General features: G+C 42.0%; 17 protein-coding genes and 2 pseudogenes. 5 read left to right on the top strand and 14 right to left on the bottom strand.

Features of this window, described 5'->3' with window-relative positions; all coding sequences use genetic code 11:
* Nucleotides 1-36 precede the first annotated feature (36 nt).
* The 5 genes from ACX27_RS24335 to ACX27_RS24315 all read right to left on the bottom strand — a co-directional run bounded on the left by ACX27_RS24335 (nt 37) and on the right by ACX27_RS24315 (nt 3,741).
* The gene (locus tag ACX27_RS24335; protein ID WP_062296210.1) at nt 37-576 is read right to left on the bottom strand and encodes a hypothetical protein; all 540 of its coding nucleotides are present in this window, start codon (nt 574-576) and stop codon (nt 37-39) included.
* The gene (locus ACX27_RS24330; RefSeq protein ID WP_062296208.1) at nt 573-1,136 is read right to left on the bottom strand and encodes a GNAT family protein; all 564 of its coding nucleotides are present in this window, start codon (nt 1,134-1,136) and stop codon (nt 573-575) included. Before ACX27_RS24330 ends, ACX27_RS24335 begins: the two co-directional genes overlap by 4 nt.
* Nucleotides 1,137-1,163: 27 nt before the next feature.
* Nucleotides 1,164-1,685, bottom strand: a complete 522-nt coding sequence (locus ACX27_RS24325; RefSeq protein ID WP_062296206.1) for a hypothetical protein — start codon at nt 1,683-1,685, stop codon at nt 1,164-1,166.
* Nucleotides 1,686-1,946: 261 nt separating this feature from the next.
* Complete coding sequence (locus ACX27_RS24320) at nt 1,947-2,417, bottom strand: hypothetical protein (protein ID WP_083468825.1); 471 nt, start codon at nt 2,415-2,417, stop codon at nt 1,947-1,949.
* Nucleotides 2,418-2,775: 358 nt separating this feature from the next.
* Nucleotides 2,776-3,741: a tyrosine-type recombinase/integrase gene (locus tag ACX27_RS24315; protein ID WP_235526345.1), complete on the bottom strand. Its 966-nt coding sequence runs from the start codon at nt 3,739-3,741 to the stop codon at nt 2,776-2,778.
* A gap of 176 nt (nt 3,742-3,917) precedes the next feature.
* On the opposite strand from ACX27_RS24315, the gene ACX27_RS24310 reads away from it, so the two are divergent.
* Complete coding sequence (locus ACX27_RS24310; RefSeq protein ID WP_062298541.1) at nt 3,918-4,409, top strand: hypothetical protein; 492 nt, start codon at nt 3,918-3,920, stop codon at nt 4,407-4,409.
* 142 nt (nt 4,410-4,551) lie between these two features.
* Here ACX27_RS24310 and ACX27_RS24305 read toward each other — a convergent pair whose 3' ends face one another.
* Together ACX27_RS24305 and ACX27_RS24300 are read right to left on the bottom strand one after the other, a co-directional pair.
* Nucleotides 4,552-5,016: a PIN domain-containing protein gene (locus tag ACX27_RS24305; protein WP_062296202.1), complete on the bottom strand. Its 465-nt coding sequence runs from the start codon at nt 5,014-5,016 to the stop codon at nt 4,552-4,554.
* A 166-nt stretch (nt 5,017-5,182) separates the two neighbouring features.
* Nucleotides 5,183-6,271 carry a helix-turn-helix domain-containing protein gene (locus tag ACX27_RS24300; RefSeq protein WP_062296200.1) on the bottom strand — a complete coding sequence of 363 codons (1,089 nt, stop codon included), beginning with the start codon at nt 6,269-6,271 and terminating at the stop codon, nt 5,183-5,185.
* Between the two features lie 89 nt (nt 6,272-6,360).
* Here ACX27_RS24300 and ACX27_RS33050 point away from each other — a divergent pair, with 89 nt between their 5' ends.
* From ACX27_RS33050 to ACX27_RS31975, 4 genes and pseudogenes are all read left to right on the top strand, one after another.
* Nucleotides 6,361-7,080 (top strand): multiubiquitin domain-containing protein, encoded by a 720-nt coding sequence (locus ACX27_RS33050; RefSeq protein ID WP_200929866.1) that lies wholly within the window; start codon nt 6,361-6,363, stop codon nt 7,078-7,080.
* A gap of 9 nt (nt 7,081-7,089) precedes the next feature.
* Nucleotides 7,090-8,490: a ThiF family adenylyltransferase gene (locus ACX27_RS24290; RefSeq protein WP_062296198.1), complete on the top strand. Its 1,401-nt coding sequence runs from the start codon at nt 7,090-7,092 to the stop codon at nt 8,488-8,490.
* Nucleotides 8,487-8,831 (top strand): ubiquitination-like system serine protease family protein, encoded by a 345-nt coding sequence (locus ACX27_RS24285; RefSeq protein WP_144427524.1) that lies wholly within the window; start codon nt 8,487-8,489, stop codon nt 8,829-8,831. Before ACX27_RS24290 ends, ACX27_RS24285 begins: the two co-directional genes overlap by 4 nt.
* Nucleotides 8,832-9,199: 368 nt before the next feature.
* Nucleotides 9,200-10,232, top strand: a pseudogene (locus ACX27_RS31975) (IS630 family transposase); the annotation flags it as partial.
* Nucleotide 10,233: 1 nt separating this feature from the next.
* Here the strand turns inward: ACX27_RS31975 and ACX27_RS31970 are convergent.
* From ACX27_RS31970 to ACX27_RS24245, 7 genes and pseudogenes are all read right to left on the bottom strand, one after another.
* Nucleotides 10,234-10,326 (bottom strand): annotated as a pseudogene (locus ACX27_RS31970) (short-chain dehydrogenase); the annotation flags it as partial.
* Between the two features lie 181 nt (nt 10,327-10,507).
* Entirely contained in the window at nt 10,508-11,077 is a 570-nt protein-coding gene (locus ACX27_RS24270; protein ID WP_235526343.1) for a diacylglycerol/polyprenol kinase family protein, read from the bottom strand.
* A gap of 256 nt (nt 11,078-11,333) precedes the next feature.
* Nucleotides 11,334-12,302: an SDR family NAD(P)-dependent oxidoreductase gene (locus tag ACX27_RS24265; protein ID WP_062296194.1), complete on the bottom strand. Its 969-nt coding sequence runs from the start codon at nt 12,300-12,302 to the stop codon at nt 11,334-11,336.
* Nucleotides 12,299-14,116 (bottom strand): GlcNAc-transferase family protein, encoded by a 1,818-nt coding sequence (locus ACX27_RS24260; RefSeq protein ID WP_083468824.1) that lies wholly within the window; start codon nt 14,114-14,116, stop codon nt 12,299-12,301. The genes ACX27_RS24265 and ACX27_RS24260 overlap by 4 nt, the downstream gene beginning before the upstream one ends.
* Nucleotides 14,117-14,141: 25 nt before the next feature.
* A complete protein-coding gene (locus ACX27_RS24255) occupies nt 14,142-14,795 on the bottom strand; it encodes a 2OG-Fe(II) oxygenase (protein ID WP_062296190.1) in 654 nt (217 codons plus the stop codon).
* A gap of 56 nt (nt 14,796-14,851) precedes the next feature.
* Nucleotides 14,852-15,427, bottom strand: coding sequence for a PqqD family peptide modification chaperone (locus ACX27_RS24250; RefSeq protein ID WP_062296188.1), 576 nt, complete (start codon nt 15,425-15,427; stop codon nt 14,852-14,854).
* A 149-nt stretch (nt 15,428-15,576) separates the two neighbouring features.
* Nucleotides 15,577-16,080, bottom strand: coding sequence for a PqqD family protein (locus tag ACX27_RS24245; protein ID WP_062296187.1), 504 nt, complete (start codon nt 16,078-16,080; stop codon nt 15,577-15,579).
* Nucleotides 16,081-16,162 lie beyond the last annotated feature (82 nt).

Below are 16,162 nucleotides of genomic sequence, written 5' to 3'. Positions count from 1 at the left end.
AATTTGATGCAATATTATTGTTTTTATATTGAGTATTTAAGCAGAAAGTTTTTCGGAAAAATTCACCTGCGACATAACTTGTGCGCGTATTGAATTAGCAGCTGTCTCTGCAATTTCTGCTCTATCAGAATCAGTAAGAAGTACTGCAAGTAGCGATTTGAGTGCTTCGCGGTTAGATATAAACTCTTCACCGTATAAATCATCTTGCAGCAGGGTGGCTTCTAAGTAAGGTAATAGCTCAGGCTCAGGAGATAGCAACCGTTCTTTAATGCGTCTCCTTGCAGTCTCTGTTGCCGCTTTTGTACCTACACCTAAATCCCATGTTTCAATTATTAGCCTGATTTCACGGTTAAGTGATACACGCAGCGTTGATAGGCGACCAAATAAAGGAAGGTTAAGCATTAAAGGTGGTAGTGCATTATCCCAATCCAAACCAGCACCAATAGTGCAATTGGCTTCATCTTCGATACGAACAGCTTCATCGAGCCATCCTTCACCAAAAAGTAAATCTATAGCTTCTTGGGTTGTTACTGGCTCATTCACCTGAGAATTATTATTTTGCTGTTGATGATTCATAAATTTTCACCTGATATTCGTCTCAATACACCATACTCAAAATAAACCAAATTATCGTATTCTTCTTCAGGCCCGCAGTTAAACATATTTTGTTTTTCATAAAATCCTACAGACCTTGGTAAAGAATGCAACCCAACTCTACCTTCATACCCTAGCTCAACACTTCTAATTCTGGCGAAATTTAAAAGTGCTTGACCAACACCTTTGAATTGAGGCGGACGCTGAATTTCAATTCGGTTAGTGGGGGCAGTTGCAATACCATCAACATAAACTAGTCTCTTACCAATATTCAACCGGGAACCGTGCATTTGTGTTTCTATTATCATTAATCCTTGAGTTGTGTTTTCGCACTCAACTGCATAACCTTCAAGATTTGCTTGATTGGCAATATATCTTAATTTAAATATCCAGTCCCAGTATTTATCTTCTTGAGTAAATAACCTTAACTTTTCGACCCAATCATTTACATAATCATCAACATGTCTTTGTCCTAAATCTACCAAATATGCTTCAACAGATGTGTTATCGCTACCTCTTTTTAATTCGATTTTTCCCTGCACCTAAAGCTCCTAATTTTCAACTGATTATTAAAGCTTGTGACTGCTATTTGACTGGTAGATAAAAGAGTAAATGTGAATGCGTATATCAATAGCTTTATGCCAACCAGCAAGCACAGCATCATCTGAAATGTCTCCAAGAACTACCAAACTATCTTCTTTATCCACATAGTAAGGTAAAGGTTCAGCCTCTAACCAACCATAAGCGATCGCTTGGGAGTTTTGCTCGTCAAAAACTGAAACTTTTAAGCACTGCTCGTACCTGAAGTAGTAATAGGGTAAATAGCAAGCTGGATATTCTCTTAAAGATTCGCGATTAACTGTGTATGATTGCCAACGTAGTCGCTCACCCTTAATTTCTTTTGGATTAGCTTCTAGCCAATCATAAAGTTTTTTAGCTTGCCGCAATGCATGGTCTTTGCCTTCAAAAACAACGCTGGGAAGAAAAATATCGCCGTCAAAATGCACCGCGACTTCAAATAAATCTTCATCCTCGTCCTCATCTTCTGCTTCTGTTACCTCAATGATTCCAGCCTTATATAGTTCGCTCATTTCCCTGCATTGCTTCGTCAGATATACCCCTACATTATTAAAATTTTAGCTTTCAGTTACAAAATAATCAGAACGCTCCGTTGGTTCTAATCCCTTACCTGGAGGGAAGTTTTGTTTGTGTACACGAGCCAGCACCGTAGTGTTAGCGCAGATCGGCATTATCTCCAGGAGGAACTAAAGCCCTATTCTTTTTCTTACCCGCGATCGCATTAACGGAGCGAATCAGTGTAAATTCAGAAATTATTAAAATTAATAAAAATTCTAACTTGCCGGATGATATAATCTCGTATCCTGATTAAATTCCCACCCTAACCCTGCTCTATCCTTGCCTTTGCACCATCCCACAAAAAGCGGTGGTGGCAGATTAATTCGCTGCTCGCGTATAGTTTCTACACTTACACCAAGTCTTGAAGCTAAACCTTCTTCCGTTAGGGGTTGGATTCGAGGAGTTTGCCCTTGATAATATGAATTATTGTTGTACGATTTCTTCTGCCGTTTCGGTTGGTTGTTGAGATAATTTTGAATTTTAATAATCGCCTCAGCAAATTGTTTCATTTGGGCTGTTATCTCTTCAGTTTTTTGTTCTAAAGAGTCCAGGCGTTTATTTTCATTGCCAGCAATTGTATCAAGGTCATCTAGAGAACCATCTAGGTATAGCTCAATAAAACGGGTGAGCGTCGCTGTTGCCGTCGTGCCTTTCGAGTTGCAACGGGCGATAAACTGCTCCCACATCTTTTGATCACAGTTGAAAGATGCTAGCTTCTTTGTTCTCCCTGTATTGCTCATATCTAGGTAATGTCTAGGTAATATCTAGGTAAACTAGTCCGCGGACAGGAACAACTGAGCGTGTTTCCATCTTGATAACTACCTTGACACTATCATGATGAGCGTACGAGTGCGATGGCCGAACCGCCCAGCGGAGGCGATACCTTCTGGAGTGGCTTCCCCGTAGGGGTACACCTACGTTTTTTATTACCTATGTTTGCTTTTTCTACGCAGTGCGTGAGAAGTCCCAACACGCCCAACATGGTGAATGTACTTTGCAGTTGTCGCTGGGGAAGCATGGCCCAAATCTGCTTGCAAGTCAAAATCAGAAGCTCCATTTTTTTTTAGCCAGCGTTGCGTGGGTATGGCGGAGAAAGTGGGCGCTGAACTTAATTCCCGCACAAGCAGAAATTTCCTCCATCATCAGTCGCAACCCGCGATCGCTTAGAGGTTTACCCCTGTCCCGCCGGCTGGGACTGGGAAACACCGGCCGATCATTGCCTGCATCTCCACGATAATCCAGTAGCACCGCACTAGTCTCCGGATCGAGACTAATAGTTCGGGTTTTATTTCGTTTCCCCGTTACAGTTAACAACAGACAGTCCCCATCCTCCCGAAACTGCCGCCAAAATAACCCCGGCGTAATTACGCGCTTACCATAATCAGAAGTTTGTCGGGCAATTTCTCCTGCCCTCACCCCACTGTAAAACATGAGAGTAAACAGCAGCCAATGCATCTTATTAGTGTTGTGTTGCAAGTCTACTGCCATCGCCGCTTTTTCCAACTTGGCAATCTCGCGTTCCGAGAGAATGCGCTCTGCGAGCTTATCGTCCCACTGGATGCTTAAGTCCTTGCCCAAATCGATAGCAAAATAACCAATAGAAGCTCTAGTACCCCACTCCCACAAACTTTTAATCGCTGCCGTGTATTTAGCCACAGTATTTTTACTAATTCCATAAGTATTTTTCTTTCCGCGTACTGGCTTTTCATCTTTGAGCCAAGCCAGATAAGCGTGTAGATGGAATAACGTTACCATCCTCAAATCAGATATCCCAAACCGCGACTGCATATAATCGACAAGCTCATAACCAATTTGCCGATATGCCCGTCGTGTTTGGTCGCTTTTGATAGTGACAGAATGCACCCATAGCTCAATTAGCTGTTGTGTGGAATTAATTTTTTGGCGGTTGGGAAAATAATAATCCACAAGCGCAACACGAGCTTCATCAAGCGGTAGAGTCACCACCTCCACAGCAAGTGATTCCACGCTTTTGACGGGTAAATTTTCCATAATAAAATTCCCCAACCCCCACTGATAATTATGATGCCGAGAACTGTAATTCCCGGTATCCTTATGATAATTCTTTCCCAAGCACCACAAAATTACTCATCTAGAATCATCTATATCGTATATCCGCGGATATCCCGTATGCGATGATGGTATTAGCCGTGTTGGAATACGTGATGGTGGATTATCCACAGATAAATATAAAACTTCTGTCTGAAGAAGACCGGGAGTTGGTGAAGCAGGCCAAGCAGCGTGCTGAGGAGTTGCGCTTAACTTTTAAGGAGTTTGTGCTGGATTGTATTAGAAACGCACTGGAAGAGAGTCCAGATGGTGCAGATAGTGCAACTGCTGCTGAAATTGAAGCTTTAAAAGCTCAAATCGCCGCCCTGGAAGAGAAGGTGAATATTCCTTCTGCAACCAAAACGGAAGTACATACCCTCCAGGAGCGGTTAAATCAATTGCGGGTGGGGATTTCAAATGAAATTAAGAAGGATAGGGAGCAACTTGCTTCTTTAACGCTGGCGATCTCCCGACTTGAAAGCCAAATTGAACAGCTAATACCTTCCTTAAATCTTCAGGTGGATGGCGAAGGTAATGCCAACAGTGATAGCGACTGGATTTTTGGGGAAGGCTCAGGTAGTTTGGGAGGAGAAGATGTTGAGGGTTTTTGAAATTGGTTATAAGACAATTGTATTCACCAAAAAATAAGTTCCCAACTAATGAATCGGGATGCGTTGGCAGTGGTAATTAATTAGTATCATTTCTTGTCCGTGCGCTTAGGCATTTGGCACAGCACATGGCTATTCCGAGTAATTAGTGCACTTTTGGGGATTTCCGCTGAATGATTTTAAATAAACAATCTTCTGCTTCCTTCCTTAATAAATGACAACGAGTCATTGTAGTAATATTGGACAATCCTTGTTGGAGAAAGTCGTAGCTAATTACTTGACGGTCAAGCATTAACTCAAATAGCAAGCTCAGTGGGTAATATTGGATATGTTCTATTTCAGCTAATTTTCCCAACTCAGGATTAATTATTAAAAGAATAAATTCAGACTTTTGAGCCAAAGCAAAGGCATAACCTTCATCCTGGCATAGAGTTGTATTACTCCGACAGTATTGCATAGCAAAGGTTGCCATTTCTGGATCAAGTGATTGAATTTGTAAACCTAGCTTTAATAGTTTTTGTCCGTCATAGTTTTTTAGTTCACGCTCGTAGAGAAAATCGGTGACATTGACTTCGATAGGTAGGTTGAACAGTGGTTCAAGAAACCCCACTCGCTCTAGCCCTATCAATATTGAAGGATTTGATACCAACAAATGCATCACATTGTACTTATGAGAATGAGCGTTCTAAAGAGATAAAAATTCAGATACTAAACTCTTAAATTTACAAATAGGGTATAATTCTTACAACAATTTTATTAGTAGCATTAACGAAAACCTACTTACGTATATCAGTATTTGGAATAGATTCTTCTTGAGCAGAATCCATCCTGGCTATCAAATCACACACTGTTAGACCTAGCAGTTCTGCCGCTTTGGCTTCAGAGATAGCATTTTCTGATAAAGCCCTAAAGCAAAGCCTTTCAAAGCGGTGTGGTTGTTCTTTAGGTACTGGAAATGGTTCATAGGGAGGAGTACGCCACCCTCTTCGCCCAAATTCAGCAAACAAAGTTTGAAAAGTGGAATTATCAATAATTTCAAGGTCTTTACATCGATAAGTTAATGCTTGCATACTAACTCCTAATAATTGCTTTAACTGAGCAAGCTCTGCAATTGTTAAGCGACTACGACGCTTCCCAATTTCAAGCCATAAAATCGAGGCTGGCATGAGAAATGCACTTGCAACTCGATGAGCGACTTTCTCTACATCAAGGTTGGGCGAAGTAGCCAGCACCATATGCCCAAGTTCATGCATTAGTGTAAAGCGTTGCCGTTCACCATTATCATCTGCATTAATCACAATCACGGGTACCTGCTTACGGTTACGACGTTTTACCCAGCAGGTTAATCCTGAGACATTATTGTCTAGAGATAGAGACAAAATTTTGATGCCTTGAGATTCAAGAAATTCAGCCAAATTAAGAATTGGGTCAGTCCCTAATTGCCAGTAAATACGTAGACGTTCAGCCACAAACTCGGCATCTCTCAGTGAATTTACGGGAAACGGAGCTTCGCGAGGTGAGTCCCATTCCGTACTTGGAGCATAAATAATCTCTTCAATTTCTAGATACCGCTCAACATGGCTCAGAACGGCTGCTACAACGTGAGTCTCCTCTTTCTTACTGGTAATTTTTTTCTTTCTAAATTCTAACCCTTCAAGTTCTAGCTCACTTTGCCCCAGTAAATATGTCTCAGAAACCCCTAAAGCTTTGGCAAGAGCGATTAGTGTCGTCGAGTTCGGCATCATCTCGTCCCGCTCGTATTTGCCAATTGCCTGGGCCGAAACCAAGTTTCCAATTTTTGATTCTAGCTCTCGTAATGATAGACCACTTCCTTGCCTTGCTAGCTTCAATCTTTTACCAATCATAATTTATCCGTAATTCTACTAGTTTACAAATAAAGTTTTTTTGAATTAGTTTGTAAACACGTTGAAATAAATTATCCAATAAGGTCAGCATGATTAAGGTAGATGGTGAACAGCCCTTTGTTGATGAAATTATTGATTTAGAGGAATTTGCTAAATCAGGAAAAGTACCACCTGCAAGGTGTCGTGGTTACAGAATCAGGATTGGCAAGCAATTCTATACTGTAACCCGTTCAACGATGACAGGACGTGAACTGCTAGAGTTAGCAGGTAAGATTCCACCAGAGCGGTTCCGTATTGACCAGAAGTTTCGAGGTGGGCAAACGAAGCGAGTTGGGCTAGAAGAAACGGTCAACCTTGCTACGCCAGGTGTTGAACGTTTCCAAACACTACCGCTTGACCAGACCGAAGGGTATACTGCTCGTCGTCAATTTCGGCTGCCTGAAGTGGATGAAGAATATCTTAATGCCTCTGGTTTACTGTGGGAAACAGTTCTTGAGTCTAGTAACCGACGTGTTATTCTCTATAATTTCCCAGTCCCAGATGGATATAACGTCCGCACAGTTGACTTAAATCTTCGGATTGATACAGGCTACCCTGATACCCAGCTTGACATGGTGTATTTCTATCCCGCTCTGGCGTTAAGTAATGGAAAAGCGATTGCAGCAATCTGCAATGATACTTTTGATAGCAAGATTTGGCAACGTTGGTCAAGACACCGTACACCTGCTAATCCCTGGATACCTGGTGAAGACTATATTGGTACGCATTTAGGGTTGGTTGAACATTGGCTGGAACGTGAACTAAATTAAGGTGAACCAATGAAGTACTCTCTCAGTATGACTGCTGTTCAGCAGGCAGAAATTAAAGCACACGTTCTACCACCTGACGGCAAAGAAGCAGTTGCGATCGCTCTTTGTGGTCGTCGTGCTGGAGCTACAAGCCATTGTCTGCTTGTTCACAAGGTTATTCCTGTTCCTTACGAAGCTTGTTCAATTCGAGAAGTTAATCGCGTTTCTTGGTCAACCGATGTATTGATTCCGTTACTAGGGGAAGCGTCAAGGCGGGGAATGGCAATTCTTAAAATTCATGGGCATCCGCAAAATTACCCCTGGCACTCTGAAGTTGATGATGAATCTGACCGTGAACTGTTTCCTTCCATCTATGGCTGGATGGAGGATGATTACCCCCACGCCAGCGCAATTATGTTGCCTAATGGGCAGATTATTGGACGCATTGTCTTTCCAGACGGAACGTTTGAATCACTCGACGTTGTTAAAGTTGTTGGCGAAGATTTAAAGTTTTATTACGCTAATGCAGATTTACAAACTGTGCCGGAATTCGCGAAGCGAACAGCACAAACTTTTGGTGAAGATACATACGCCAAACTTAAACGCTTAAAAGTTGGTGTTGTTGGTTGCTCTGGTACGGGGAGTTGGGTTGTAGAACAATTTGGACGTTATGGTGTAGGTGCATTAGTGTTAGTTGACCCTGATTATGTTGAGGAAAAAAATTTAAACCGTATTCCTGCTTGGATAACTGATGCCCAAACGAAAATGCCCAAAGTGGAGATGGCACGACGGAACATTGAATTGATGGGTTTAGGAACTCAAGTCGAAATCTTTCCTACCAGCTTATTCAACTCTGAAGCAGTGCGATCGCTGGCAGATTGTGACGTTGTTTTTGGTTGTGTGGATACGATTGATGGTCGTTGGCTTTTAAATCGTTTAGCAACGTTTTATTTGCTACCTTACTTCGATTTGGGTGTGAAGTTGGAAGCTGATGGCAAAGGAGGTATCGATCAATCCTGTGGCGGCATCCAGTATCTTCAGCCAGGACAAAGCCTTTGGAGTCGAGGCATGTTCACACTAGAGCAAGTTCGGGCAGCTGGGTTAAGACGAACTAATCCAAAGGAGTATGAGCAGCTACGTCGTGACAAATATATTGCTGGATTACCACCAGATGAACGACCTGCTGTTATTAGCGTCAATATGAACATTGCATCGTTTGCCGTGCTGGAATTCTTAGCAAGACTGCATCCTTACCGAGAAGAACCTAATTCACAGTATGATTCCTTGATGTTCAGTTTTAGTCAAATGCAACTATACACTGAGCCAATGACAACTCTTTGTCCAACTTTAGTGAAGCATATAGGCCGGGGTGATGTGATTCCTCTATTAGATAATTCTGAGTTAAGTGACACAGAGGCGATTTGTATATGAAGTGGTTTTATTATGCCTGTCGAGTACTAAAGCTATGGCTGTTGAGAAAACCATTACCACTAAGAACTGTATGGGTAATGGATTTACCCGAACAACTGCATTCCAAATGTGTTTACATTGCTGGTGAAGGTGAGTATCTTTGGTACGCTGCAATGTGCTGTCCTTGTGGTTGTGGTGCAACGTTACATATGAGTTTAATGCCAGAAGGTTCACCGAGGTGGCACTTAACAGAAGGTCTAGACGGCACAATTAGTTTACATCCTTCCGTTTGGCGTACAGTTGATTGTCGAAGTCACTTCTTTTTGCAAAAAGGTTTAATACATTGGTGTTCTAACAATTAATCTCAAGTGTGGACAACATAAAGAAATTGATGTGATGAAATTAGATTTTTCCAAGTGTGGAATCAGCCATTTTATTATTGCACCTTATTAAGAATTGCGCGAACTACACCACTTTTGCCCCGACAAGCTAGAAAAAAGACATCACCTGTTAAAGTGCCATCTTTTTTTTAAGTCAGAGACAATTTGACTTAAATCATGACCCATATATCCAGTAATTATTGCAATTAAATTACAATTGCTTATTTGTGCCTGTACGTTACTGCGACTTATATAGGAATCATATTTGATTTTTGAAAAAAAACAAGAGATAATACGGAGACAGGTAATAAGTATAAGGAAGAACAATGCTGAATCAGCACTTGCAGCAGGCGATCGCTGAACTAGAGGAATTTATAGTTCAAAATATAAATGCCCGTGAAGCGAGAAAAGGATTAGCAGTAAAGCTGGTTTATCAAGGTTACTTATATGAGGAAATCAAGAAAATTCTTGGTGTTTCACTTGGTTCAATAACAGGTTGGAAACAAGTATATGAGGAGAATGGTGTTGATGGTCTAAGACTAAATTATAAAGGAAGAAAAAGCTATTTGAGTAATGAGCAGCGAGAGGAAGTATTGAGTTGGCTTCAAACAAAGGATTATTGGGAAATAGGAGAATTAGAGTATAAACTAGCTTTTGAATACGATGTAGTTTACGAAACGAAAAAAAGTTACTACGATTTGTTTAAAGCAGCAGGAATAAGTTGGAAAAAAAACACGAAAGTTAACCCAAAAGCCGACCCAGATGCTGTTGATGCAAAAAAAAAGAGATTGAAACATTGTTGGAAAACAACCGGAGCGAAATTGAAACAGGTAAATTAAGAGTGCTACTGATTGATGAATGTCATTTAATGTGGGGAGACTTAAGTGGTTATATATGGGGTAAAACAGACCAAGAAATTATGGTTCCGGTGGTCAATGAACGAGAGAAACAAACATATTATGGAGCCATTGACTATCTTCAAGGAGAATTAATACTTAAAACTTATGATGCTGGAAATTCCCAAAATACGATTGATTATCTACGTTATTTGCTAGATGAGTCTCCTAATCAGCAATTATTAATTTTTTGGGATGGTGCTAGTTACCATCGTTCTCAAGAAATTAAGAATTTTTGGATGAACTGAATAAAGGACTTTCAACTGACCAGTGGAAAATACACTGCGTTCGTTTTGCTCCTAATTGTCCAACACAAAACCCTATTGAGGATGTTTGGTTGCAAGCCAAAACCTGGGTTCGACGTTTTTGTGCTTTGCTCCCTTCATTTTCTCATTTAAAATGGATGTTTGAATGGTTTATCCGTCACACTACCTTTGATTTTCCCACTCTTCAGATGTACGGAGCTTTTTCAAAAATCAAATATTAGTCCTATATCCTTGTTTAGCTAATTGACGAGAAGCTTCAAATCCCAAACCACGATTTCCACCAGTGACGACGGCAATTTTTTGGTTTGTACTCATAGTGATTTTCTCCACATCAGACTTTTAGGGTGGCAACTTTTAAAATACAAGGGGTAATGCGAGAACACACCCATCATTTGACAGAAACAAATCAATTGAGGAAGGTAGGAGGCTCACTTCAACTGCACTCAGTGACCAGAAAGCGTAGTATGTATACTCAGCACTCAGCACTTTACTATACTTAAATCTGCATCAATGCCCAAATCATACCTGCTGTAACTAGTGGCACACTGAGGTTATCTGTACCGTGGGGCGAGATAGCTTCCACTAAAGTTGCAAAACTTCCACTAACTAACGCTGTTAATAAAGCCTTGCTCACACTCAAAGGTACAGCTAAAGGACTCAGAAAAGAACCAGGTAAAAACATCAGTACCAAAAATATTGCTGTTGTGCTGACTAACAACATCGCCAGTGAACCTTCCCAAGAACGCACAGATGAACCGATCTGGTATTTGTGTTGTCCGAAACTTTTACCAATTAATGCAGCCAAAGCATCTCCCCAAGTCATAGCCATAATTCCAGCAACAGCAATGGGGACATGATCAACTGAATTATCTGGTCGCCAGAATAACCCAAAAAGTAGCGTGACTGAAATCGCAAAATAAACCGTCCCTGGAGAACTATCTTCAGTATCCATTGCACCGATGATTCGATAACGATACAGCAGATAGTTAACACCAATAAAGGTAGCGAAGGGAATAATCCCAATTTGCCATTGTTTAAACAGCAGCAGCACACCAAAAATCCACATTCCAGCACTGATGTGGATAACTTTACGAGTTAAGTCTGGCTTGATACCAAAAAAATTTTCGCAGTCCTTCACCAAGGGCTAATAAACTTATAGCGTAGGTGTAAGAAGCAGCTAGTCCAATCAGATCAGCGTTGGTCATTTGTCACTGGTCAAGGGTCAATGATTAATAGTTATTTTCGCTTTTATTGCCTGTTTCTCGATGACCTTTTTTCAGAGGGGTGTATGTATCCAAAAGCTTACACCCTGACACCCAGTTTTAAACGACAATCTTGGTGCGTAAGTCCTGCATTTGTGGTTGATGAGCAGGGGGAAATAATAAGCTAGTCAAGCCTTGATGAATATCTACGTGGGGAGACCATTTTAAATATCGCATTGCTGTATTATCGGCGCGGCTGTGGTGAATATCTCCGGGAAGACCTGGGCGAAAAATAGGACGCAGATTTTGTTTAGTGATTTGATTTAATAGCGCGATTAACTCTAATAAGCTGGTAGCTTGGCCACATCCAATATTGAGAATTTTACCTGCGGCTTGGGGATGTTTCATGGCAATTAAGTTGGCTTGGACTAAATCAGAAACGTGAATAAAATCACGACTTTGCAATCCGTTACCATAAATGATTGGCGGTAAGCTGTGACGGATGCGATCGCAAAACTGAGAAATCACACCTGTATAATCACTATTCTGACGCAGACCAAACACATTAAAATAGCGCAACGAAACAAACTCCACTAAGCCTTGTTGATGATAAATTTGTCCCAACTGCTCAGAAGCGAGTTTATCTGCACCATAAGGACTAATGGGATGAGTCGGCATTGATTCTCGTTTTGGCAATGTAGGATCATTCCCATAAACAGCCGCACTACTAGCAAATATGACGCGTTTGACTCGACAATGATGGGCTGCTTTTAAGACATTGGCTGTGCCACCATAATTAATTTGATGTGTCCCGACAGTATCTTGGAAGGATGCGGCGATATTAGCGATCGCAGCTTGATGAAAGACATAATCACAGCCTTGAGTCGCTTTTTTTACCTGCTCATAATTGGTCACATCACCTTTAATCCATTCCCATCTTTCTGGAGATACAGCTAGTAGATTTTCTAACTTGCCTGTAGACAAGTTATCTAGCACCCGCACATAATACCCTCTAGTCACTAATTCTTCGACTAGATGGGAACCGATAAAACCACATCCGCCTGTGACTAATACTACTTGGCGATTCATGATTCGCTCGCTCCTAACCACGGTATAGTAATGGCAGAAACTTCTGGCATAGTTTCTAAGCACTTTGTCACTGTTGTGGGTAAAGCAGTTCTAAAACACCGATTTGCTAACCACATTCCTGTCAACAAGGCTTCTTTAGCGGTCATTTGTTCTGCCTGCTGTAACAAGTCATCCCAGGGCTGTGAGGGGTAACGGGCAAGTAAAGCGGCGATTTGGTAAACTTTCCACAGCGATCGCTCCCAACCAATTTTCGCGGCACTAATACAAAGTAAAAGTAAGTAATCTCGCGGTGGTAGGGTCTGGATTGTGTGATTTTCTAACTCTACTGTACACAGGCGTTCGGTTTGCCATTCCCAGCCTAAAAGCTGCCAGTGTAGCTCAATCTGTACGGCGCGTTGGGGATGGGTGAAGGATTGTTGCCCAAGTTGCCAAATCTCTCCCGGCTGATATCCGGCGGCTGTGAGAATTTCTGTGGCGGTGGCGCGATCGCTGGCTGCTATCCACAAATCCAAGGTTTGAAATTGCCAGAGAGATAAATCACCATCTATCAATGCGGCGAGGGCTGGGCCTTTGATGGGAATTGCTGTGACTTGGGCGGCTGCGAGTTGATTTAATAATTGCAGTAAAGTTTGGCTATGAGAACGATTACGCAGGGCATTAGCGTAATAGTATTGTTGCAATTCTCGCAGTGTAGACTCTGGGACAAGGTGAGGAGCAGTTTTGTTTAAACCCCAATAGACCAGTGATAATACACCCAACTCAGAGGCAACATGTACAAAATACTGCCAATCAATCTGCACGAGGCGAGAATAGTCTTTGTCGTCGTTTAACAGAGACTTGAGGCGATCGCTAACTGTCTCGTCAAAATAGACTTGGAGACATCCAGACAGCAATTGCATCGCCCGTTGTTGTTCGTCTTTGATGTATTGTTGCCATTTATGAAAACTCACACCCGCAAATGCTTCGTAATCTGCGAGCGATCGCACATTTCCCAACCCATAAATGCCAAAATCCTCAGTCATCGGTTCCATCTGCAAAATTTGGCGAAATCGCTGTTCGGAAATAATATGGCGCTGGTACCAGTCTTGGTTATCTTCCCAGTTTAGGGGGCGTGGCTTTTCTTGGGTGTCATAGTAATAGTGCCAACAGATAACACGATGGGGATGGTAAATATCCCAACCATTTGTCCAGGCGCGGACAGAATAAGCCACTTCAGTAGCTGAAAAGTACAGCAGTGGATCATGGGGAACTTCCCGCATTAAACGCGCCTCAGCAAACATAAATCCCCCCGCCATAAATGCGCCAGATTTAGGGGCGTGATAGTTGCTTAAATCTTCCACCGCTCTTGGGGTCATCATACCATTGTGGGCAAATCTGCCTGTGGCTGTACCTGTGGGGAAGTTAGACAAAATTACTCTGGGAGGATGATAGCCCGGAGGAAATGCCGTGAGTACAGGCTTTTGGCTAGGACACATCGCCAACATTTCAATTAGTAGGGTATCCCAGCCAGTAGCAAAGCGCATGTGAGCATCTGTTTGCAGGGCGTAGCGTTCTCCTTGCCAAAGTTTTTCAGTTTGGGATCTTGCCCAACCCAAACCGCAAGATTCGGCTGCTGGGACTGTAGCAACCCGACAATTGGGAATATCTTTCAGCCCATCAATGAAGTGTAGTTCTTCATCATTGCCATATTGCCAGCAAATACCAAAACTGATGCGTTCGGGAGATAATGCCTGGGCTAAGGCATCTTTGACTGTGGGGATTAATTCAAAATCGCGGTAAGCCGCAATCTGGACAAAAATGCGATCGCTCATCATATATCACCGCCAAAACAGCAACAAATTACCAATTAGTAGGGTTTGCAAACACTGATTTCCGAATCCAACCGTGAACAGTAAAACGGCTGTCAGCAAACATTTTTGATGGACAACAAACAGGTAACACCTCATGCAGATAACGACTGGGAAACAAAATAATGCTGTTTTGCTGAGGAGTTATCTGTTTTTCTAAGAGTTGATCACTGTCATCTACGCAAAAACGTAACTCACCGCCCGAAAATGCCTGTGGTTCTCGATAAAAGTAGTAAACATAGGAAATTTCTCGGTTGAAAGTATCGTAACTACCGTTATCACTATGCAGTTTGTAATAGTTGCCATCGTTATGTGCAGTAATTTGTGTTTCAATTAACGTCACAAAAAATGGTGGAATATCTAACTGCTGGCAGACTTGGGGCAGTAAGGACTGTACTTTATCAACTATGAGTGATTGGACTTCTGCAACCGCATTCAAACTTTGGGAAACTCGATAGTCTGGCTGATTGGTAAAAGTGGTACTGGGAACAAACTGATTTGCTTGTGTCAGAGTGTAATCGAGTAATGTTTGCCATTCTTGATGATCGATAAAATTCAGCACCTGTATATAAAGTGGAGTATTTACCACTTGTTTGTCATCTGGCTGTTTATCAGTTCCCGGTTCTAGACAGACAATATCTTGCATGATGCTGCTAACAGTAAAAATCTGGGAAAAGCGGTAACAGAAGTGTGTCAATCACACTAAGAGGGAGGTATTGTCGGAGGTATTGTTGGAAATATTATTGTCGGAAGTATTGTTGGAGGTATTGTTGTAGTTGTACTTGTAGATGTAGTTGTTGGCGCTGTTGTAGTTGTACTTGTGGATGTAGATGTTGTTGTCGGTGAAGAGGTAGAGCTAGATCCAGTGGGAGCGGCCATTGCTGGGGTAGGAACAATAATTGATTTAATGGCTGGGAACAAAGAACCAATGGCAAAGCCACCTACTAAACTGACTTTTTTGAGGACTTGGCGGCGGGAAGTTTGGGGACTATTCAGGGGTTCGGTAACGGCTGCATCTAACAGGTGAAACTGTTCTAACTCGGCTAATGTCAATTGAACTAAACCGTGCCAATCAACTGTTTGATTTGGTGGAAACTCGAACTCTTCTTGTAGCAAACGCGCAATGGTTTCGACGGTGTTTTGACCGTTACAAAGATACCAGACACGGACTGCGATCGCACTGAGACAATGGGCAGTATCTCGCGTTTCATCATAAACAATTAGCTCTTCTCCGACTTCTTGAATCAATAAATTTTCGGTGCGAGCAACTGGAATCATAAATTTATTCTCCTTGTATTTAGTCTCTGCTTAAGAAAGAAAGTCCTCTGGCTGTTTATCAGTTCCCGGTTCTAGACAGACAATATCTTGCATGATGGTGCTAACAGTAAAAATCTGGGAAAAGCGGTAATAGAAGTGTGTCAATTACACTACTTGGGAGGCTGTGTGGTAGTTGGCGCGGCTGTAGTTGTAGTGGTGGTGGTTGTCGTTGTAGTAGTTGTTGTCGTGGCACTAGAGCCAGTGGGAGCGGCCATTGCTGGGGTAGGAACAATAATTGATTTAATGGCTGGAAACAAAGAGCCAATGGCAAAGCCACCTACTAAACTGACTTTTTTGAGGACTTGGCGGCGGGAAGTTTGGGGACTATTCAGGGGTTCGGTAACGGCTGCATCTAACAGGTGAAACTGTTCTAACTCAGCTAATGTCAATTGAACTAAACCATGCCAATCAACAGTTTGATTTGGTGGAAACTCGAACTCTTCTTGTAGCAAACGTGCAATGGTTTCGACAGTGTTTTGACCGTTACAGAGATACCAGACACACACTGCGATCGCACTGAGACAATGGGCTGTATCTCGCTTTTCATCATAAACAATTAGCTCTTCTCCGACTTCTTGAATCAATAAATTTTCGGTGCGAGCCACTGGAATCATCAATTTATTCTCCTTGTATTTAGTCTCTGCTTAAGAAAGAAAGTCATCTAGCTGTTTATGAGTTCCCGGTTCTAAACAGACA

The organism is Nostoc piscinale CENA21 (genome assembly GCF_001298445.1).
In the GTDB taxonomy this organism is placed as follows: domain Bacteria; phylum Cyanobacteriota; class Cyanobacteriia; order Cyanobacteriales; family Nostocaceae; genus Nostoc_B; species Nostoc_B piscinale_A.
Note: the sequence above shows the minus strand (reverse complement) of the source record. Positions and strands in the feature narration are given on the sequence as shown.